Here is a 19,306-nt window from a genome sequence, read left to right as displayed (position 1 = left end):
GGGCGGCGATTCATCCGACATTCCTTAGTGGTAGAGTGGCCGCCGGCGCATCCGTCGGCGCCGCTCTTTTCACGCGCCCCGATTCCGGCTCAATTCCGGGTCCTACTGCGCATCCGCGAAACGCCGGGCTTGGCGGCGGGGGCAAGTTTGCAGTAGAGCTAAGCCGGATCTGACCCCGGACATTCGTGGCTTCCCAACCCGGCTTCCCGCCGGGCCCATCAACTGGCGAGAGGACCTGACCCCGTGGCTGCCCGATACAAACGCGTTCTACTGAAAATCTCGGGCGAGGCGCTGATGGGGGACCGTGAATTCGGTCTCGACCAGCAGATCGTCAACCGCGTCGCCGGTGAGGTGAAGACCGTGCTCGCCAGGGGTATCGAAGTTTGCCTGGTCATCGGTGGCGGCAACATCTTCCGTGGTGTCTCCGGCGCCGCCTCGGGCATGGAGCGTGCCACAGCCGACAACATGGGCATGCTGGCCACCGTGATGAACGCCCTGGCCATGCAGAGCGCGCTGGAGCGCATGGGCGTGCCCACCCGCGTGCAGTCCGCCATTCCCATGGCCAGCGTGTGCGAACCCTTCATCCGCCGCCGTGCCGTGCGTCACATGGAAAAGGGCCGGGTGGTGATTTTCGCCGCCGGCACCGGCAACCCCTTCTTCACCACCGACACGGCCGCCGCCCTGCGCGCCTCGGAAATGGGCTGCGACGCCCTGTTGAAGGGCACCAAGGTGGACGGCGTCTATACCGCCGATCCCAAGAAGGATCCCACCGCCGAGCGCCTGTCGTCCCTGACCTACCTGCATGTCCTGTCGAACGACCTGCAGGTCATGGACGCCACGGCGATTTCGCTGGCGCGTGAGAACAACATTCCTATCCTGGTCTTTTCCATCCATGAGGAAGGCGCCTTCGCCGAAGTCATGGATGGACGGGGCCGTTTCACGATCATTACGGAAGAAGAGGCTTAAAAGTGGCCGCTCCCTCAATGGACGACATCACCCGGCGCATGGACGGCGCCGTCGAGAGCTTGCGCAAGGAATTCGCCGGCCTGCGCACCGGCCGCGCGTCGGCCAACCTGCTGGAACCGGTGATGGTGGAGGCCTATGGCTCCTCCATGCCCCTGAACCAGGTGGCCACCGTCAGCGTCCCGGAACCGCGCCTGATCACCGTGCAGGTCTGGGATCGCGGCATGATCAAGGCCACCGAAAAGGGCATCCGTGAGGCCGGGCTGGGCCTGAACCCGCAGACCGATGGCAACACCATCCGGGTTCCCATCCCTGACCTGAACCAGGAGCGTCGCCAGGAACTGGTGAAGGTCGCCAACAAGTATGCCGAGCAGGCCCGCGTGGCCGTCCGCAACGTGCGCCGCGACGGCATGGACATGCTGAAGAAGCTGCAGAAGGATGGCGACCTGTCCGAGGATGAGCACAAGACGTGGTCGGACAAGGTGCAGGCTCTGACCGACGCCCACATCAAGAAGATTGATGAGGCGTTCGCGTCCAAGGAAAAAGACATCACCCAGATCTGACCTTCCTGGCCCCTATCCGCTTTGACGTCCCAGTCTTCCTCGAGAGTCCCATGTCCGGTGCCGCCGTGCCCCTGAATGCCCGTCCTCCCGCCCACATCGCCATCATCATGGACGGCAATGGGCGTTGGGCGACGCGCCGCGGCCTGCCCCGCACCGCCGGCCACAAGAAGGGTGTGGAGGCGGTGCGGCGCGTGCTGGAGGCTGCCCGGGAACTGGGCGTGTCCTACCTCACGCTGTTCAGCTTCTCCTCGGAGAACTGGAGCCGGCCGGAGGGTGAGGTCAGCGAGTTGATGCACCTGCTGCGGTTCTACCTGCGGGGTGAGATCGCCACCCTGCACAAGAACGGGGTGCGGCTGCGCATCATCGGCGATCGGTCGCGCCTGGCGCCCGACATCGTGACGCTGATCGAGAACGCGGAAAGCCTGACGGCCAACAATACCCGCCTGACCCTGGTGATGGCGCTCAGCTATGGCTCGCGCCAGGAAATCGCCAACGCCGCCCGCCATCTGGCGGAGGAGGTGCGGGCCGGACACCGCAGCCCTGAGCAGGTGACGGTGGAAAGCTTGAGTGGGTGCCTCTATACCCGGGACATCCCCGATCCGGACCTGGTGATCCGCACCAGCGGGGAAAAGCGCATCAGCAACTTCCTGCTGTGGCAGATGGCCTATGCGGAGCTGGTGTTCGTGGAAACGCTGTGGCCGGATTTCGGGCGCCAGGATCTGGATGACGCCATCCAGGAATTCCATCGGCGCGACCGCCGGTATGGGGCAACGGTTGGAACGCGCTGAAGGGCTGCTGGCCAAGCTTCCGGGTGATCTGAAGATCCGGATTTTTTCCGCCTTGGTCCTGGGGCCTCCGGTCCTGGTGGCCGTATGGCTGGGAGGCATCGTCTTCCAGCTCGTGCTGGTGGCGGTCGCCGTCATCGCCGCGCTGGAATGGCTGCGGCTGGTGGTGCCTGGGCGCCAACCCTGGGCGACGGCCATGGGCCTGCTGACCATCCTCGTTACCCTAAGCGGGGAGTTCGTGGCGGGGCCGCTGTATGGGCTGGTCCTGCTGGCGGCGCAGACGGCCCTGCTATGGTGGGCGGCGGCAGGCGGCCACGCCCGCCCCCAGACGCCGGCGCCTGAGCCGGCCCCGGCGCAGCAGGGTGGCCGTTTGCCGTCTCCCCTCTACTACGCGCTGATCGTGCCCTATGTCGGCGGCGGCTGCCTGGCGCTGGATTGGGTGCGCAACCGGGCGGGGCCCGAGGCCATCTGGCTGTTCCTGTTCCTGCTGCTGGCCATCTGGGCCACGGATATCGGCGCCTATATCGCCGGCCGCGCCATCGGTGGCCCGAAGCTGGCCCCCCGCATCAGCCCCAAGAAGACCTGGGCTGGCCTTTTGGGCGGCATGGCGGCGGCGGCTTTGGTAGGCTTGGCGCTGTCGCCGCTCGCCACCGTTTCCTCGCCTGGCGCGGGGGCCTTCGTCGCGGCCGTCATCGCGGTGGTGGGGCAGGTCGGTGATCTGTTCGAATCGTATATGAAGCGCCGGTGCGACGTGAAGGACAGCGGCTCGCTGATCCCCGGGCACGGCGGATTGTTGGATCGTATTGATGGGCTGGTCATGGCGGCGCCGGTGTTCGCGCTGTTCCATGCCCTCATTGGGGAGAATGGGTCATGGTGGTGAGTTCCCTGCAGGCCGTGGCGGCGCCCGCGCCCGTTGCCGTTCCGGCCGCGCGCACGGTGACCATCCTGGGCTCCACCGGCTCGGTGGGCTGCAACACGGTGGAACTGGTGGCCCGCTCACCGGAGCTGTACCAGGTGGAAGCCTTGGTTGCCCGCAAGAACGTGGACCTGCTGGCCCGCCAGGCCAAGGAGTTGCGCGCCAAGGCCGCCGTGGTGGCCGATGAGGCCCATTACGGCGCGCTGAAGGACGCCCTGGCCGGCACGGGTATCGAGGTCGCGGCCGGCGCCCAGGCCGTGGTGGACGCGGCCACGCGGCCGGCGGACTGGGTCATGGCCGCCATCGTCGGCGCCGCCGGCATGGAGCCCACGCTGGCCGCCGCCCGCCGCGGCGCCATCGTCGCCTTCGCCAACAAGGAAGTGCTGGTCTGCGCCGGCGCGCTGATGATGGCCGAGGTGAAACGCCACGGCGCCACCCTGCTGCCGGTGGACAGCGAGCACAGCGCCATCTTCCAGGTGTTCGAGTCCGACCGGGTGGAGGGCGTCAGCCGCCTGATCCTGACGGCCTCGGGCGGGCCCTTCCGCAAGAAGACGCGGGAAGAGATGGCGCGCGCCACGGTGAAGGAGGCCGTCGCCCATCCCACCTGGGACATGGGCGCCAAGATCTCGGTGGACAGCGCCACCATGATGAACAAGGGCCTGGAGGTCATCGAGGCGCATCATTTGTTCGGCATGCCCGAGAACAAGATCGACGTGCTGGTCCACCCGCAGTCGGTGGTGCACAGCCTGGTGGAATACGTTGACGGCTCCGTCCTGGCCCAGCTGGGCACGCCCGACATGCGGACACCCATCGCCGTGGCCCTGGGCTGGCCGCACCGCATCGCCACGCCCGGCGAGCGCCTGGATCTGGTGACGGCGGGGAGCCTGGAGTTCCACGCCCCCGATCCGGAGAAATTCCCGGCCCTGCGCCTGGCGCGCGAGGCCATGCGCGCCGGTGGCTGCGCCGCGTGCGTGATGAATGCCGCCAACGAGGTGGCCGTCGCCGCCTTCCTGGATGGGCGCATTGGTTTCCTGGATATTGAGCGTATTGTGGAACACGCCATGACGACGGTGCCGCATTCGCGCCTTAATTCACTGGACGATGTGCGGGAAGTCGATACCGTGGCGCGACGCATCGCGACCGAAGCGATTAAGGCGCGATAGGAAACGGGGGTCCCGGCCGTTCAAGGATGACCGGGGCCTGCCGGCCGGGTCGTGACGCTGCCAGCGATGACGTTTTGTTCATCGTCGCCAGGCAACATCGTGATCGGGCGCACAGGCTCTCTTCATATGCGTGGTCCCATTTTTTAGCCTCGGGTGAGGTGGGAAAGTCGGGGGCGCCCTTAAGGAGGGGGTGTTTTTGGAGTTTGGGACGATGCATCAGATCGTGAACTACGCCAGCACCTATGGGGGCACCTTCCTGGTGGTGCTGACCGTCCTCGTGTTCGTGCACGAATTCGGTCACTACTACATCGCGCGCCGTAACGGGGTGCGGGTGGAGGTGTTCTCCATCGGCTTCGGGCCAGAAATCTGGGGCTTCAATGACCGCGCCGGCACGCGCTGGAAATTCAGCCTGATTCCGCTGGGCGGGTACGTGAAGATGTACGGCGACGCCGACGCCACCAGCCGTCCCGGGGCTGAAGCCCGGACCATGACGGCGGAAGAGCGCGCCGTGTCCTTCCATCACAAGCGGGTGGGCCAGCGCGCGGCGATCGTCGCCGCCGGCCCGATGGCGAATTTCCTGTTCGCCATCGTCATCATGTCCCTGCTGTTCATGTTCTACGGCCAGCCCTACACGCCGGCCACCGTGCAGCAGGTGGAGCCTGACAGCGCCGCCGCCGCCGCCGGTGTCCAGGCTGGCGACCGGTTCCTGGAGGTGAATGGCCACCAGATCGAACGGTTCGAGGATCTGCAGCAGATCATCGCCGTCAGCCCCGACATGCCCTTGGCCGTGAAGGTTCAGCGCGGCGACGCGCAAGTGGATCTGCGGGTCACGCCGCGGGCCGTGGAGTCGGAAGACCGGTTCGGCAACAAGAGCCGCATTGGCCGCCTGGGCGTTATCCGCGGCCAGGATGAGTACCACCGTCGCGATCCGCTGAACGCCGTCCTGGCGGCCTGCAAGGGCACCTGGGCGCTGATCACCGGCACGCTGGAAGCGGTGGGGCAGATGATCATCGGGGCCCATGGCACCGAGGATCTGGGTGGGCCGCTGCGCATCGTGCAGATGTCGGGCCAGATGGCCCAGGTGGGCTTCGTACAGGTCGTGTGGTTCATGACCGTGCTGTCAGTCAATCTGGGTCTTATCAACCTGTTCCCCGTTCCCATGCTGGACGGGGGGCACCTGATGTACTATGGCCTGGAAGCTTTACGGGGCCGTCCCCTGGGCGAACGCGCTCAGGAATATGGTTTCCGGATCGGCCTGGCTTTGGTACTTAGTCTCATGATTTTCGCCACTTGGAACGATCTCGTCCACTTTGGTGTGGGCAGCATCGTTAAGTCTCTGATTTCCAAAGTTTGACCGGGGGAAATAATTGGGTTCGGTTTCGAGAGTAGCGGCGCTGTGCCTGGTTTTCGCCGGCACCACCGCAACGTCAGCTGTCGCTCTTTCGTCCGGTGCCTGGGCTCAGGAGATCCTGTCCGGTGGCGTCATCAAGGACATCCGCGTCGAAGGCACCCAGCGTATCGAGCAGGCCACGGTCCGCTCCTACCTGGTGGTTTCGCAAGGCGATGCCTTCAATCCGGACAAGATCGATGAGTCGCTGAAGGCCCTGTTCTCCACGGGGCTGTTCGCCGACGTGACCCTGCGCCGTGACGGCGACACCCTGGTGGTGAGCGTGGTTGAAAACCCGATCATCAACCGCGTGGTGTTCGAAGGGAACAAGCGCGTCAAGACGGAGGACCTGCAGTCCGAAGTCCAGCTGCGGTCGCGCCTGGTGTTCACCCGGTCCCGTGTGCAGCAGGACGTGCAGCGCATGCTGGACGTCTATCGCCGCAACGGCCGCTTCGCCGCCCGTATCGAGCCCAAGATCGTCCAGCTGGAACAAAACCGCGTCGATCTGGTGTTCGAGATTGATGAAGGCCCGCTGACCGGCGTGCAGCTGATCAGCTTCATCAACAACAACATCTATGACGACAGCGAACTGCGCGACGTCATGGTGACCAAGGAATCGCGTTGGTGGCGCTTCCTGTCCAGCGACGACACCTACGATCCCGATCGTCTGGCCTACGATAAGGAACAGATCCGCCGCTTCTACTTCCGCAACGGCTACCCCGATTTCCGGGTGATGTCGTCCGTGGCGGAACTGACGCCGGACCGTGACAAGTTCTTCATCACCATGTCCTTGGACGAGGGCAAGCGCTACAAGTTCGGCAAGATCGAGCTGACCAGCGCCATCAAGGATATCGATCTGGCGCCCTTGCGCGAGGTGATCGAGACCAAGGAAGGCGAGTGGTTCAACGCCGACAAGATCGAAAGCACGATCAACAAGCTGCAGGACAAGCTGGGTGACCAGCAGTACGCCTTCGTGCAGGTGGATCCCAATGAGGAGCGCCACGCCGACACGCAGACCGTCGACCTGCACTTCGAGATCAGCCCGAGCCCGCGTGTGTTCGTGGAGCGTATCGACATCAACGGCAACCTCATCACCTTGGACAAGGTGGTGCGGCGCGAGCTGCTGCTGGCCGAAGGCGACCCCTTCAACGCCTCCAAGGTCAAGCGCTCCGAACAGCGGGTCAAGGACCTGGGCTTCTTCGACGATGTGAAGATCAAACCCAGCGAGGGTAGCACGCCGGACCAGGCGGTGCTGACCGTCGACCTCAGCGAGCAGTCCACCGGTGAAATCCAGGTCGGCCTGGGTTACTCCACCACCGAAGGCGCGCTGATCGACTTCTCCATCCGCCAGCGCAATTTCCTGGGTACGGGCCAAGACATCCGTTTCTCGACGATGTGGTCCTACTACTCCAAGGAATTCACCATCTCCTACACCGATCCCTATTTCATGAACCGGGATCTGGCTGTGGGCACCGACCTCTTCCGTACCGACCGCAACGCCAACACGACGGAAGAGTCCTACAGCTACGACATGTCCAGCACGGGCTTCGACATCCGTGCCGGCTTCCCCATCTCCGAGCGTTTGCGCGAACTCGTGACCTATACGCTGGCCCATACCCGGATCAGCGACATCACGTACGAGACGTCGCGCTTCGTGCAGGAGCAGGTGGGGGCGACGACCACCTCGTCCATCCAGTCCGCTCTCACCTTCGACGCCCGCGACAGCCGTCTGAAGCCCACCTCGGGCTACTACTTCACCGTCACCAACCAGGTGGCCGGCCTGGGCGGCAGCGTGCACTTCCTGCGCAACCGCCTGACCTCCGGCATCTACTTCCCGCTCTTCAGCAATGTGGTGCTGAAGTTCGAAGGCGAAGTCGGTTACATCCTGGGCCTGGGCGGCGAGTTCGTGCGCATTCAGGATCGCTTCTTCCTGGGTGGCGACACCCTGCGCGGCTTCCAGGTGGCGGGCGTCGGCCCGCGCGCCTTCACCAGCAATGGCGGTAACGACGCCCTGGGCGGTAAGCGCATGGCCCGTGGCACGGCGGAAGTCACCTTCCCGTTGGGCCTGCCGGAGGAGTTGGGTGTCGACTTCCACGTCTTCACCGACGTCGGCAGCCTGGACCAGAGCGGTGAAAAGGCGGAAACGGGCGACGATTTCCACGATGAATTCGCCATCCGCGCCTCCTCGGGCGTGGGCGTGTCGTGGAAGTCGCCCTTCGGCCCCATCCGCATCGATCTCGCCTACCCGTGGATGAAGAAGAGCTACGACCGCATTCAGCAGTTCCGCTTCAGCTTCGGGTCGCAGTTCTAAGAACGAAGGGACGGGACATGATGGCGTTCCAACGCCGCACACCACCCCCGACCGTTTGCCTTTCCAGTGCGAGGGCCGCCTTGGCGGCCCTCGTTCTTGGTTTTGGGGGCTTGGCCGCGGGGCAGCCGGCCCTGGCCGCGGCACAGCCCAAAACACCGCCCAAGCCCGTGGCCGAGGCGGCGCAGAGCAAGCCCGTCACCACCATCGCCGTGGTCGACGTGCAGTTCCTGCTGGAGAAATGCTCCGCCATGCAGAGCGTCAAGCAGCAGGACAGCGTGCAGACCCAGAAATTCCAGGCGGAGCTGTCGCAGCAGGAACAACTGCTGCGGCAGGCGGAAAAGGAATTGGCCAGCCAGCGCACGGTGCTGGGGCAGGAGGCCTTTGACGCGAAGCGCAAGGATTTCGAGCAGCAGGTGGCCGACATGCAGCGCCGCATGCAGGAACGTCGGCGCCAGCTGGACAACGCCTTTTCGGAGGCCAGCGCCAAGCTGCGCGACAGCATGGTGCGCGTGGTGGGCGAGGTGGCGCGCGAAAACGGCTTCACCCTCGTCATCCCGCGCTCCAATATCATCTATATGGCGGATGACGCGCTGGACATCACCAACACCGTCCTGTTGCGTTTGAACGCCACGTTGCCGCAGATAACGGTCAACATTCCGAACTGACCGGTCCCCGGGCGCGCCTCCTGTCGGGCGCAGCCGCCCGGGGTGGTCGCTGCCGTCGAAAGGTGCCGTTCCCATGGCCGATCCCCGTTTCTTCAACCGGGCCGGACCCTTCACCCTTGCCGAGCTGGCGCGGCGCTCCGGGGCCGAGGTGGCGCCCGGCTCCGATGCCGGCCTGGTGCTGAGCGATGTCGCGGCGCTGGACGCGGCCGACCCCAGCCAGTTGAGCTTCCTCGACAACAAGAAATACGTGGACGCCTTCACCGCCACGAAGGCGGGTGCCGTGGTCGTGCATCCGGCGCTGGCGTCCAAGGCGCCGGCCGGCGTGGCCTTGCTGGTGTCGCGTAATCCCTATAAGGCCTATGCGCTGTGCGCCCAGGCTTTCTATCCGGCGCCCGCCCCCTCTGGCATCATCAGTGCCGGCGCCCATGTCGATCCCACGGCCGAAGTGGGGGAGGGCACCGAGATCGCCGCCGGCGCGGTGGTCGAGGCGGGGGCCGTCATCGGCGCCCGGTGCCGCATCGCCCCCAACGCCACCATCGGCGTGAACGTGCGGGTGGGGGATGACAGCGTGATCGGCGCCAACGCCTCGCTGACCCACTGCATCGTCGGGGCGCGGGTGACGATCTACCCTGGCGCCCGCATCGGCCAGGACGGCTTCGGTTTCGCCATGGACGTGGGCGGCCATGTGCGCGTGCCGCAAATGGGCCGGGTGATCATCGAGGATGATGTGGAAATCGGCGCCAATGCCACCGTGGACCGGGGGGCGGGGCCAGATACGGTCATCGGCCGGGGCTGTATGATTGATAATTTGGTGCAAATCGGGCACAACGTGCACCTTGGTGCCGGCTGCGTCATCGTGGCCCAGGCGGGGATATCGGGCAGCACGCGGCTGGATCATCATGTCGTGCTGGCGGCACAGGCCGGCGTGACAGGGCATTTGAAGATAGGCGCCGGCGCCCAGATCGCGGCACAGAGTGGTGTCATGCGCGATGTGGCGCCGGGGGAGAAGGTCGGCGGTTCGCCGGCCGTGCCCATGCGCCAATGGCTGCGCCAGGTCGCGGCGCTGGGGCGGTTGGTGCGGGGCAAGAATGGACAAGGTGATGGACGTGACGACTGAAGAGCATAAGGTTCCCGAGAAGGTGCCCGATCTGGACATCCTGCGGATCATGCAGATGATCCCGCATCGCTATCCCATGCTGTTGATCGACAAGGTCGTCGACATCGTCACGGGTGAGAGCTGCACGGGCATCAAGAACGTCACGATCAACGAGCCGTTCTTCACTGGGCATTTCCCGCAGAAGCCCGTCATGCCAGGCGTCATGATCGTCGAAGCCATGGCCCAGACCTCGGCCGTGCTGGTCATGCACACCCTGGGACAGTCGGCTGAAGGCAAGCTGGTCTACTTCATGTCCATCGAAGAGGCCAAGTTCCGCCGTCCGGTGGTGCCGGGCGACCGGGTGGAGATCAAGGTCCAGAAGATCCAGAACCGCCGCAATGTGTGGAAGTTCAAGGGCGAGGCCTGGGTCGACGGCGCGATGTGCGCCGAGGCCAGCTATGCCGCCATGATCGTGATGGAAAGCTAGGCCTTCCCGTGATGAGCGCTTCCGAAGCCGAGACCGTGATCCACCCGACCGCCGTGGTCGACCCCGCCGCCCAGATTGGTGCCGGGGTCAAGATCGGCCCGTTCTGCGTGGTGGGGCCCCATGTCGTCCTGGGGGATGGCGTCGACCTGAAAAGCCATGTGGTGGTGGAGGGCCGCACCCGGGTGGGGGCCGGCACCGTCATCTACCCCTTCGCCTCGATCGGCCACGCGCCCCAGGACCTGAAGTTCAAGGGGGAGCCGGCGGAACTGATCGTGGGTTGCAACAACCGCATCCGTGAGCATGTGACCATGCACATCGGTACGGAAGGTGGCGGCATGGTGACACGGGTGGGCGACGGTTGCCTGTTCATGGCATCATCCCACGTGGCGCACGACTGCATCGTCGGCAGCAACGTCATCCTGGCCAACAACGCCACCCTGGGCGGCCATGTCGAGGTGGGCGACAACGCCATCCTGGGCGGCCTGTCCGCCGTGCATCAGTGGGTCCGCATCGGCGCCCATGCCATGATCGGCGGGATGTCGGGCGTTGAAAGCGACGTCATCCCCTATGGCCTGGTGAAGGGCGACCGCGCCTTCCTGGCGGGCTTGAATCTGGTGGGGCTGACCCGCCGGGGGTTCTCGCGTGAGGATGTCCAGGCCCTGCGCACCGCCTTCGATGGCATCTTCGGCCACGACGGCACACTGGCCGACCGCATGGCGGCGGTGGAAACGGCCCACCCGGCCGCCGTTGTGGGGGAGGTCCTGGCCTTTATCCGCGGCCGCGGCGGGCGCGCTTTGTGCCAGCCGCGCTGATGCCCGACACCCCCGTAAAACTGGGGATACTGGCGGGCGGTGGTGACCTGCCCGCGCGGCTGGTCGAAACCTGCCGCGCGATGGGGCGCGAGGTCTTCGTCGTGGCGCTGGAGGGCCAGGGCGCCGTCGTGCCGCCGGACGCCCCGCAGGCCGCCTTTCGCATCGGTGCCGCCGGCGCCATCCTGGAGCGCTTGCGCGCCGAGGGGGCCACCGAGATCGTGCTGGCCGGCCGCGTGCACCGCCCCAGCCTGGCAGAAATGCGTCCCGACTGGTTCGCCGCCAAATTCTTCGCCCGCATTGGCGCCAAGGCGCTGGGGGACGACGGCATCCTGCGCGCCGTGGTGGCGACGCTGGAGGAGGAGGGCTTCCGCGTCGTCGCCGTGCAGGATCTGGTGCAAGGCTTGCTCAGCCCCGCCGGTCCCATGGGCGCGCTCGCCCCCGACGCGGCGGCGGCGCTTGACATCCGCCATGGCGTGGCCGTGGCCCGTGCCCTGGGGGCGCTGGATGTGGGCCAGGCGGTGGTGGTGCAGCAGGGGCTGGTGCTGGGTGTCGAGGCCATCGAGGGGACCGACGCCTTGATCGAGCGCTGCGGCGCCCTGCGGCGCGAAGGGCCGGGGCCCATCCTGGTGAAGATGCGCAAACCCCAGCAGGACATCCGCCTGGATCTGCCCACCATCGGCGTTACAACGGTGCGGACGGCGGCGGCCCACGGCTTCCGCGGCATCGCGGTGGAGGCGGGGGGCACCCTGACCTTGGGCCGGGAACAGGTGGCACAGGCGGCTGACGCTGCCGGCCTGTTCGTCACCGGTATTGTTACGGAGGCGGTATGAACGAGGACGTGCCTTTGGTCTTCCTCGTCGCGGGGGAACCGTCGGGCGATGTGTTGGGCGGCCGGCTGATGCTGGCCTTGAAGCAGGAGACGTTCGGCGCCATCCGCTTCGCCGGTGTCGGCGGGGAACGGATGAAGGCCCAGGGCCTGCAGAGCCTGTTCCCCATGGAGGAGCTGGCCCTGTTCGGCTTGGCCGAACTGCTGCCCAAGCTGCCGAACCTGTTGCGCCGCATGAAGGAGACGGAACAGGCCATCCTGGAGATGAAGCCGGCGGCGGTGGTGACCATCGACGCGCCGGATTTCTGCTTCCGTGTTGCGCGCCGGGTCAAGAAGGCCAATCCCGACATCCCGCTGATCCACTATGTGGCGCCCACGGTCTGGGCCTGGCGCCCGGGCCGCGCGGCCAAGATCGCCAAGTTCCTCGATCATCTGCTGGCCCTGCTGCCCTTCGAGCCGCCCTATTTCGAGAAGGTCGGGCTGGACTGCAGTTTCGTCGGCCATCCCATCGTGGAGAGTGGGGCGGATGCCGGTGACGCCGACCGTTTCCGGACCAAGCATCATCTCGGTAGCGACACCCGCGTCATCACCATCCTGCCCGGCAGCCGGCGCAGCGAGGTGACCAAGCTGTTGCCCGACTTCAAGGGCGCGCTGGACATTCTGGCGCCGCGACTGCCGCGCGTGGTGGCGGCGGTGCCCACCGTGCCGGCGACCAAGGCCCTGGTGGAGGCGGCGGTCAAGACCTGGCCCCTGCCCACCGTGGTGCTGGAGGGGGACCAGGACAAGTACGACGCCTTCGCCGCCAGCGAAGCGGCGCTGGCTGCGTCGGGCACGGTGGCGTTGGAACTGGCGCTCGCCCGACTGCCGGCGGTGATCGCCTATCGCATCCATTCCCTGACCTATCGCCTCTATCGCGGGCTGATCAAGGTGCGCTTCGTCAACCTGGTCAACATCATGCTGAACCGCATGCTGGTGCCGGAACTGCTGCAGGAGGAGTGTCGACCCTCGCGCTTGGCGGAGACCTTGGGACGCCTGCTGGACGACCCCGCCGCCCGCCAGGAACAGATCGAGGGCGTGGCCGAGGTGGCGGCGTGGCTGGGGCAGGGCGATACCCCGCCCAGCCGTCGCGCCGCCGAGGTCGTCATGCGCGTCATCCACGCCCGCGAGCGTGAGGCGGAACAGGCGGGCTTGACGTAGCGAAACTATAGTCGGCGCGCGGCACGCCGGGCGCCAGCCACGCACAGCACCACCACCAGGGCGGTGCCCAGCACGGCGGGCCCCACGGGTTCGCCCAGCAGCAGGGCCGCGACGCCGAAACTGCAGAAGGGCTGCAGCAGCTGAATCTGCCCCACCGCCGCCGTGCCGCCCAGGCCCAGGCCGTGATACCAGAAGAAAAACCCGATCAGCATGCTGAAGAGGGTGACGTATCCCAGCGCCAGCCAGGCGGGCATGGGCACGGCCTGCCAGTCGGCGGGGAAGGTGGTCCAGGCCAGCGGCGCCATCAGGGGCAGCGACAGCACCAGCGCCCAGCAGATGACCGGCCAACCGCCCAGATGCCGCGACAGCCGGGCACCCTCCGCATAGGCCAGGCCGCAGACGGCGACGGCCAGGACCATCAGGCCGTCACCGGGGGCGAGACGGAAGCCTCCCGCCAGGATGGCCGGCGCCAGGGCATAGGTGGCGATGGCGACGGCCCCGCCGCAGGAGAATAGCCAGAACGCCGCGCGCGGCCGGTCGCCGCCGCGCAGCGCACCAAAGACGGCGGTGGAGATGGGCAGTAGACCGCTGAAGACGATGGCGTGGGTGCTGGGCATCGACCGCATGGCCAGGGCCGAGAGCAAGGGGAAGCCGACCACGGCGCCGCCCGCGACCACCGCCAAGGCCGGTATATCGCGCCAGGTGGGACGGCGGGGGCGCAGCGCGGCCAACAAACCCAAGGCGATGACCCCGGCGATGGCCGCCCGCGCCAGGCTGAGGAAGCTGGCGTCCAGACCTGACAGGCCGATCTTGGTCACCGGCAGGCTGCCGCTGAAAATGATGACGCCGACCAGGCCATAGACGAAGCCGGCGGCTGGCTGGCGCGCGGGTGACAGCGGGGCGGCGATAGTCGCGGGGGCGGCGGTGGTGTCGGTCATGGCGCGGTATCCTGGGGGATCAAGGATGGCGATGCTGCCTTTCCACCGGTCAGCCCACAAGGTATGGTTCGGTACGGTTCCACCAAACTGTACTGGTTCAAATGGCGATACAGTCGATCAAGGCACCCGCCGGGTGCAGCCTGGTGGAAACAGTGATGGCCGACATTCGCGCGCGGGTGGACGGTCGGCTGTTGCCTCCGGGCGCCCGCGCGCCCTCCATTCGCGATCTGGCCCAACGCCTGGGCGTTTCCAAATCCACGGTGGTGGAGGCCTATGACCGGTTGGTGGCGGAGGGCGTGCTGGCGGCGCGGCCGGGGTCCGGCTTCTATGTCGCCAAGCGGGTGGCGCCGCTGGCCCTGATGGGGGCGGCACTGGCGGGGGTGGATCCGCCCCCGGACCGGGCGGTGGATCCGTTGTGGCTGATGCGCCAGGCGCTGGAACCGGGCGAGGGGGTGCTGAAGCCCGGCTGCGGTTGGCTACCCGGCGACTGGATGCCGGAGCAGGCCATCCGCCGGGCTTTCCGCGCCCTGGCGCGGGCGCCGGCCGCCGCCCTGTTGGAGTATGATACGCCCTTGGGCCACCCGCCCTTGCGTCGCCATCTGGCCGACCGGTTCGCCAGCCGCGGCATCACCGCCGGGGCGGAGCAGATCCTGCTGACCGACAGCGGTAGCCAGGCCATCGACCTGATCTGCCGCTATCTGCTGGAGCCGGGCGACGCCGTCCTGCTGGACGATCCCTGCTATTACAATTTCAAGACCGTGGTGGCCGCCCATCGTGCCCGGGCGGTACCGGTGCCCTATACACCCACCGGGCCGGATCTGACCGCCTTCGCCCAGGCCGCCGCCACCCATCGGCCGCGGCTCTATATCACCAACGCCGCCTTGCACAACCCCACCGGCGCCAGCCTGACGGCACCGGTGGCGCACAAGCTGCTGACCTGCGCCGCCGCCCACGACATCCTAATCGTCGAGGACGACATCTTCTCCGACTTCGAGGCGGAACCGACGCCCCGCCTGGCGGCCTTCGATGGACTGGAGCGGGTGATCCACATCGGCAGCTTCTCCAAGACGCTGTCGGCCGCCGTGCGCTGTGGCTATGTCGTGGCGCGGGGGGATTGGATCCAGGGCATCGCCGATGTGAAGCTGGCCACCGCCTTCGGCAACGCCACCACCAACCCCCGGGTGGTGCACCAGTTGCTGACCGACGGCAGCTATCGCCGGCATATGGAGGGTGTACGCGGCCGGCTGGCCGAGGCCATGGGCCGTACGTTGCGCCGGCTGGACGCCCTGGGCCTGCGACCGTGGACGGAACCCCGGGGCGGCATGTTCCTGTGGGCGGCCCTGCCGCCGGGCGTGTCCTCGGTCGCCGTGGCGCGCCAGGCGCTGGAACAGGGCGTGGTGCTGGCCCCCGGTGACGTCTTCAGTCTGACCAACAGCGCCGACGGCTTCCTGCGCTTCAACGTCGCGCAGTGCGACAACCCCCGCATCTTCGAGGTGCTGGCCCGGGCGCTGGAGGCCTAGCGCCCGGGCGTGCCGGTATCAGGCCTGGGCCAAGCCCGCCACCTTGTCCAGGTCGGCGATGGCATCCTTGGGGAGCGACAGCCGTGCCACCGCCAGGTTCTCCTTCAGATGCGCGAGGGAGGAGGTGCCGGGGATCAGCAGCACGTTGGGGGCCCGCCGCAGCAGCCAGGCCAGCGCCACTTGCAGGGGCGTGGCCTCCAGCCGCGCCGCCACATCCGACAGGGTGGAGGACTGCAGCGGGGTGAACCCGCCCAGGGGGAAGAATGGCACGTAGGCGACGCCTTGGCTGGCCAACGCGTCAATGAAGGCGTCGTCCGCCCGGTGCGCCAGGTTGTACTGGTTCTGTACGCAGACGATGGGGGCGATACGCTGGCCATCGGCGACCTGTTTGGCCGTGACGTTGCTGAGCCCGATATGGCGGATCAGCCCTTGCCGCTGCAGGTCGGCCAGTGTGCTGAGCGGCTCTTCCAGCGAGCCCTCGACCGGATGGTGCACGTTCAGCATGCAGCGGAAATTAACGACATCCAGCACGTCCAGACCCAGGTTGCGCAAGTTGTCATGCACCGCCTGGGTGAGGTCCTCGCGGGAGAAGGCCGGCAGCCACGACCCGTCCGCGCCCCGCCGGGCACCGATCTTGGTGACGATGACCAGATCGTCGGGATAGGGATGCAGGGCCTGGCGGATCAGCTGGTTGGTGACGTGCGGTCCATAGAAGTCGCTGGTGTCGATATGGTTGACCCCGGCGGCCACGGCGGCGCGCAGCACGGCCAGGGCCGCCCCGACATCCTTGGGCGGCCCGAACACGCCGGGCCCGGCCAACTGCATGGCGCCATAGCCGAGCCGGTTCACTGTCAGGTCGCCCAGCGTGAACGAACCGGAGGGGGTGATGGGCATGATCGGTCTCCTTGAGTTTGGGACCTGATCTTTGCCCGTTCTTTCGCTGTTCGATAATGGCGGTAAATCTGGATGGGCTGTGCAGCTGAATGAACAGTTGCTGATAAGCCCCATCGCGCAGGCGGGAACGGTGCCGCTGACGCCGGTTGCCAGGACCAGCGCGCGCCTCCCCCGGGTGATCAAGCCGCGCCGCCTTCAGGTCGGTGAGGTTACGGGCGAACCGCGCGCAATTCCAGCCACAGGCCGGCGGTCGTGTCCGGTGGGATCAGGATGCTGTCGCCCTCGGCCGCGTGGACGACGGTTGGCGCCGGGATGACCGCCTTCACCGCGGCCAGGGCTTGCTCCAGGCTGGCCACGCGGATGACGGCGCCAACCACGGGGCGGCCGGGAAGGCGCTGCCGGTCTGCCGGCAACAAGGTGATGGTGCCTTCCTGAAACCGCCACTGGCGCCGCATCATACAGTCGGGCGTACAGGCCAGGCCGACATCGCGTACGCCGCCCAGACCGCTCAGCAGCGCGGGCAGGCTGGCATCATCACTGGCCAGCCAGACGCCGATCAGCGATTGGCCGCCATTGGCATGCGCGAAGTGCTCCGGCCGGTCGGTGGGTGACTGGTTGCGATGCCAGAAGAAAAGGAAATGCAGCGGATCATTGGTGGGGAAGCCGACCATGGGCCCATCGCGGTGATAGCCGGGCGCCAGCGATGCCAGCACTGCTGGCAATGCATCGTGATCGGGGGCGTAGAGGCCGAGAAAGGCGGGGGCGTCGCCGGCGGCCAATAGGCGGCGATAGTCAGCGGTAAGCTCGTCCGTCGCCGTTGGCGCGGTGATCAGTTCCAGTTCCGTGCCATCGGGAAATTTGACGTGCTGGTTGCGGATGCCGTCCGCGTGCGTTACCCCCGGCTTCAGCGCGAAGCCCAGGGCGCGGAAGCGGGCGGCGGCCGTGTCCAGATCGTTCACGGCGATGGGGATATGGTCGAGGCCTGTCACCGCCGGGGCCGTCACCACCGGTCCGTCCGTGGCTGCGGCGGGGGGGGCCGTCAGCAGGCAGAGGGCCAAGAAAAAGGCCGCCCGGTTTCCCGGACGACCTTTCCCTTCGGATATGAGGGGCTTCACGGTCGCCGTCAGTGCAGCATGGACACGACGGTGGCCGCGACGCCCAGGACCACGCCCAAGGTGGCGAAGGTGGCCCAGGCCAGCCGCTTCAACCGCCGGCCAGGGGGCACGGGGTTGTCGTTGGCCGGGGGCGGGCCTTCCAGGGAACGGGCGGGCAGGATGCGGGCGCGGGGCTGGGGCCGGCTGCCGCCGGCACCGTTATCGCCAGTACTGGGATAGACCCGCTCGGCCATCGTCCTGTCCGCCTTTTCCGGGGGCTTAGCGCTGTTCGACCGGGACATAGTCCCGGGCGGTGGCGCCGGTGTACAGCTGACGCGGACGGCCGATCTTCTGCGAGGTGTCGGCGATCATTTCCTGCCACTGGGCGATCCAGCCCACGGTGCGGGCCAGGGCGAACAGCACGGTGAACATGCTGGTCGGGAAGCCGATGGCCTTCAGGATGATGCCCGAGTAGAAGTCGACGTTCGGGTACAGCTTCTTCTCGACGAAGTACGGGTCTTCCAGCGCGATGCGCTCCAACTCCACCGCGATGTCCAGCAGCGGGTCGTCCTTGATGCCCAGTTCGGCCAGGACTTCCTTGCAGGTCTGCTGCATGACCTTGGCGCGCGGGTCGTAGTTCTTGTAGACCCGGTGGCCGAAGCCCATGAGGCGGAAGCTGTCGTTCTTGTCCTTGGCGCGGGCGATGAACTCGGGGATCCGGTCCTTGTGGCCGATCTCCGCCAGCATCTTCAGCACCGCCTCGTTGGCGCCGCCGTGGGCGGGGCCCCACAGGCAGGCGATGCCGGCGGCGATACAGGCGAAGGGGTTGGCGCCGGAGGAGCCCGCCAGGCGCACCGTAGAGGTGGAGGCGTTCTGCTCGTGATCGGCGTGCAGGATGAAGATCTTGTCCATCGCCTTGGCGATGACCGGGTTGATCTTGTACGGCTCGCAGGGGACGCCGAAGGTCATGTTGAGGAAGTTCTCAGCATAGCCCAGGTCGTTGCGCGGGTACACGAAGGGCTGGCCGATCGAGTACTTGTAGGCCATGGCGGCCAGGGTCGGCATCTTCGCGATCAGGCGGTGGGAGGCCACCATGCGCTGGCGCGGATCCTCGATGTCGGTGCTGTCGTGGTAGAAGGCGGACAGGGCGCCGACCACGCCGCACATCACGGCCATCGGGTGCGCGTCGCGGCGGAAGCCACGGAAGAACTGCGACAGCTGCTCATGCACCATGGTGTGATAAGTGATGGACCGCTCGAACTCGGACTTCGCCTTGGCGTTCGGCAGTTCACCGTGCAGCATCAGGTAGCAGACTTCCATGAAGTCGCTCTTGTCGGCCAACTGCTCGATGGGATAGCCGCGGTGCAGCAAAATACCCTTGTCGCCATCGATGAAGGTGATCTTGGACTCGCAGCTGCCGGTCGAGGTGAAGCCGGGGTCGTAGGTGAAGTAGCCCGTCTCGGCATAGAGCTTGCGGATGTCGACCACGTCAGGGCCGGTCGTGCCGTGCATGACCGGGAATTCAAATGACTTACCGGTTTGGTTGTCGGTGAGGGTGACCGTTTTCTTTCCGGCCGCCGGGGTCGTCGTATCGCTCATTTCGGCACGTCCTTGTTTATACGAGGTGGGGCCCTCTGCCCCTTATTGGTCTTATGACGCGGTGCGGAGTGTAGTGTTCCGCACCGCCGA

19 protein-coding genes are annotated in these 19,306 nt (G+C 66.7%); 14 read left to right on the top strand and 5 right to left on the bottom strand.

All coding sequences use genetic code 11. The annotated features are described in order from the left end of the window. Positions 1-222 precede the first annotated feature (222 nt). From pyrH to lpxB, 13 genes are all read left to right on the top strand, one after another. Positions 223-966: a UMP kinase gene (gene pyrH / locus FHS74_RS04860; protein WP_281384612.1), complete on the top strand. Its 744-nt coding sequence runs from the start codon at positions 223-225 to the stop codon at positions 964-966. A gap of 17 nt (positions 967-983) precedes the next feature. Next, positions 984-1,526 (top strand): ribosome recycling factor, encoded by a 543-nt coding sequence (gene frr, locus FHS74_RS04855; RefSeq protein ID WP_184798287.1) that lies wholly within the window; start codon positions 984-986, stop codon positions 1,524-1,526. A gap of 50 nt (positions 1,527-1,576) precedes the next feature. Continuing rightward, positions 1,577-2,314 carry an isoprenyl transferase gene (locus FHS74_RS04850; RefSeq protein ID WP_184797990.1) on the top strand — a complete coding sequence of 246 codons (738 nt, stop codon included), beginning with the start codon at positions 1,577-1,579 and terminating at the stop codon, positions 2,312-2,314. After that, positions 2,250-3,191 carry a phosphatidate cytidylyltransferase gene (locus FHS74_RS04845; RefSeq protein WP_184797988.1) on the top strand — a complete coding sequence of 314 codons (942 nt, stop codon included), beginning with the start codon at positions 2,250-2,252 and terminating at the stop codon, positions 3,189-3,191. Before FHS74_RS04850 ends, FHS74_RS04845 begins: the two co-directional genes overlap by 65 nt. After that, entirely contained in the window at positions 3,182-4,390 is a 1,209-nt protein-coding gene (locus FHS74_RS04840; protein ID WP_184797986.1) for a 1-deoxy-D-xylulose-5-phosphate reductoisomerase, read from the top strand. Before FHS74_RS04845 ends, FHS74_RS04840 begins: the two co-directional genes overlap by 10 nt. A 211-nt stretch (positions 4,391-4,601) precedes the next feature. Further along, positions 4,602-5,744 (top strand): RIP metalloprotease RseP, encoded by a 1,143-nt coding sequence (rseP, locus tag FHS74_RS04835; protein WP_184797984.1) that lies wholly within the window; start codon positions 4,602-4,604, stop codon positions 5,742-5,744. A 13-nt stretch (positions 5,745-5,757) separates the two neighbouring features. After that, positions 5,758-8,088 carry an outer membrane protein assembly factor BamA gene (gene bamA / locus FHS74_RS04830; protein WP_184797982.1) on the top strand — a complete coding sequence of 777 codons (2,331 nt, stop codon included), beginning with the start codon at positions 5,758-5,760 and terminating at the stop codon, positions 8,086-8,088. A gap of 110 nt (positions 8,089-8,198) precedes the next feature. Then, complete coding sequence (locus tag FHS74_RS04825; protein WP_184797980.1) at positions 8,199-8,753, top strand: OmpH/Skp family outer membrane protein; 555 nt, start codon at positions 8,199-8,201, stop codon at positions 8,751-8,753. 73 nt (positions 8,754-8,826) lie between these two features. Beyond that, positions 8,827-9,870 carry a UDP-3-O-(3-hydroxymyristoyl)glucosamine N-acyltransferase gene (gene lpxD, locus FHS74_RS04820; protein WP_184797978.1) on the top strand — a complete coding sequence of 348 codons (1,044 nt, stop codon included), beginning with the start codon at positions 8,827-8,829 and terminating at the stop codon, positions 9,868-9,870. Beyond that, complete coding sequence (gene fabZ / locus FHS74_RS04815; RefSeq protein ID WP_184797976.1) at positions 9,854-10,336, top strand: 3-hydroxyacyl-ACP dehydratase FabZ; 483 nt, start codon at positions 9,854-9,856, stop codon at positions 10,334-10,336. Before lpxD ends, fabZ begins: the two co-directional genes overlap by 17 nt. 11 nt (positions 10,337-10,347) lie before the next feature. After that, positions 10,348-11,148, top strand: a complete 801-nt coding sequence (gene lpxA, locus FHS74_RS04810) for an acyl-ACP--UDP-N-acetylglucosamine O-acyltransferase (RefSeq protein WP_184797974.1) — start codon at positions 10,348-10,350, stop codon at positions 11,146-11,148. Next, complete coding sequence (locus FHS74_RS04805; RefSeq protein ID WP_184797972.1) at positions 11,148-11,978, top strand: LpxI family protein; 831 nt, start codon at positions 11,148-11,150, stop codon at positions 11,976-11,978. The genes lpxA and FHS74_RS04805 overlap by 1 nt, the downstream gene beginning before the upstream one ends. Continuing rightward, positions 11,975-13,171: a lipid-A-disaccharide synthase gene (gene lpxB, locus FHS74_RS04800; RefSeq protein WP_184797970.1), complete on the top strand. Its 1,197-nt coding sequence runs from the start codon at positions 11,975-11,977 to the stop codon at positions 13,169-13,171. The genes FHS74_RS04805 and lpxB overlap by 4 nt, the downstream gene beginning before the upstream one ends. Positions 13,172-13,176: 5 nt before the next feature. Here the strand turns inward: lpxB and FHS74_RS04795 are convergent, their stop codons facing one another. Beyond that, entirely contained in the window at positions 13,177-14,109 is a 933-nt protein-coding gene (locus FHS74_RS04795; protein WP_184797968.1) for a DMT family transporter, read from the bottom strand. A gap of 155 nt (positions 14,110-14,264) precedes the next feature. On the opposite strand from FHS74_RS04795, the gene FHS74_RS04790 reads away from it, so the two are divergent. Further along, the gene (locus FHS74_RS04790) at positions 14,265-15,629 is read left to right on the top strand and encodes an aminotransferase-like domain-containing protein (protein ID WP_246462916.1); all 1,365 of its coding nucleotides are present in this window, start codon (positions 14,265-14,267) and stop codon (positions 15,627-15,629) included. Between the two features lie 18 nt (positions 15,630-15,647). On the opposite strand, the gene FHS74_RS04785 is transcribed toward FHS74_RS04790, so the two are convergent. The 4 genes from FHS74_RS04785 to gltA all read right to left on the bottom strand — a co-directional run bounded on the left by FHS74_RS04785 (position 15,648) and on the right by gltA (position 19,216). After that, positions 15,648-16,523: an aldo/keto reductase family oxidoreductase gene (locus FHS74_RS04785; protein ID WP_184797964.1), complete on the bottom strand. Its 876-nt coding sequence runs from the start codon at positions 16,521-16,523 to the stop codon at positions 15,648-15,650. A gap of 209 nt (positions 16,524-16,732) precedes the next feature. Then, entirely contained in the window at positions 16,733-17,581 is an 849-nt protein-coding gene (locus FHS74_RS04780; RefSeq protein ID WP_184797962.1) for a VOC family protein, read from the bottom strand. 65 nt (positions 17,582-17,646) lie between these two features. Beyond that, entirely contained in the window at positions 17,647-17,871 is a 225-nt protein-coding gene (locus FHS74_RS04775; protein WP_184797960.1) for a hypothetical protein, read from the bottom strand. Positions 17,872-17,896: 25 nt separating this feature from the next. Next, the gene (gene gltA, locus FHS74_RS04770; RefSeq protein ID WP_184797958.1) at positions 17,897-19,216 is read right to left on the bottom strand and encodes a citrate synthase; all 1,320 of its coding nucleotides are present in this window, start codon (positions 19,214-19,216) and stop codon (positions 17,897-17,899) included. Between the last annotated feature and the right edge of the window lie 90 nt (positions 19,217-19,306).

This window comes from Nitrospirillum iridis, from assembly GCF_014205765.1.
Lineage (GTDB): Bacteria > Pseudomonadota > Alphaproteobacteria > Azospirillales > Azospirillaceae > Nitrospirillum > Nitrospirillum iridis.
The sequence above is the reverse complement of the archived record's forward strand: the minus strand, read 5'-3'. Positions and strand labels throughout refer to the sequence as shown.

Bases quoted from the DNA above. Each gene is read 5' to 3' on its own strand.
- frr (WP_184798287.1), top strand. From the start codon at position 984: ATGGACGACATCACCCGGCGCATGGACGGCGCCGTCGAGAGCTTGCGC.
- FHS74_RS04850 (WP_184797990.1), top strand. From the start codon at position 1,577: ATGTCCGGTGCCGCCGTGCCCCTGAATGCCCGTCCTCCCGCCCACATC.
- FHS74_RS04845 (WP_184797988.1), top strand. From the start codon at position 2,250: ATGACGCCATCCAGGAATTCCATCGGCGCGACCGCCGGTATGGGGCAA.
- FHS74_RS04840 (WP_184797986.1), top strand. From the start codon at position 3,182: ATGGTGGTGAGTTCCCTGCAGGCCGTGGCGGCGCCCGCGCCCGTTGCC.
- rseP (WP_184797984.1), top strand. From the start codon at position 4,602: ATGCATCAGATCGTGAACTACGCCAGCACCTATGGGGGCACCTTCCTG.
- lpxD (WP_184797978.1), top strand. From the start codon at position 8,827: ATGGCCGATCCCCGTTTCTTCAACCGGGCCGGACCCTTCACCCTTGCC.
- fabZ (WP_184797976.1), top strand. From the start codon at position 9,854: ATGGACGTGACGACTGAAGAGCATAAGGTTCCCGAGAAGGTGCCCGAT.
- lpxA (WP_184797974.1), top strand. From the start codon at position 10,348: ATGAGCGCTTCCGAAGCCGAGACCGTGATCCACCCGACCGCCGTGGTC.
- FHS74_RS04805 (WP_184797972.1), top strand. From the start codon at position 11,148: ATGCCCGACACCCCCGTAAAACTGGGGATACTGGCGGGCGGTGGTGAC.
- lpxB (WP_184797970.1), top strand. From the start codon at position 11,975: ATGAACGAGGACGTGCCTTTGGTCTTCCTCGTCGCGGGGGAACCGTCG.
- FHS74_RS04795 (WP_184797968.1), bottom strand. From the start codon at position 14,109: ATGACCGACACCACCGCCGCCCCCGCGACTATCGCCGCCCCGCTGTCA.
- FHS74_RS04790 (WP_246462916.1), top strand. From the start codon at position 14,265: ATGGCCGACATTCGCGCGCGGGTGGACGGTCGGCTGTTGCCTCCGGGC.
- FHS74_RS04785 (WP_184797964.1), bottom strand. From the start codon at position 16,523: ATGCCCATCACCCCCTCCGGTTCGTTCACGCTGGGCGACCTGACAGTG.
- FHS74_RS04775 (WP_184797960.1), bottom strand. From the start codon at position 17,871: ATGGCCGAGCGGGTCTATCCCAGTACTGGCGATAACGGTGCCGGCGGC.
- gltA (WP_184797958.1), bottom strand. From the start codon at position 19,216: ATGAGCGATACGACGACCCCGGCGGCCGGAAAGAAAACGGTCACCCTC.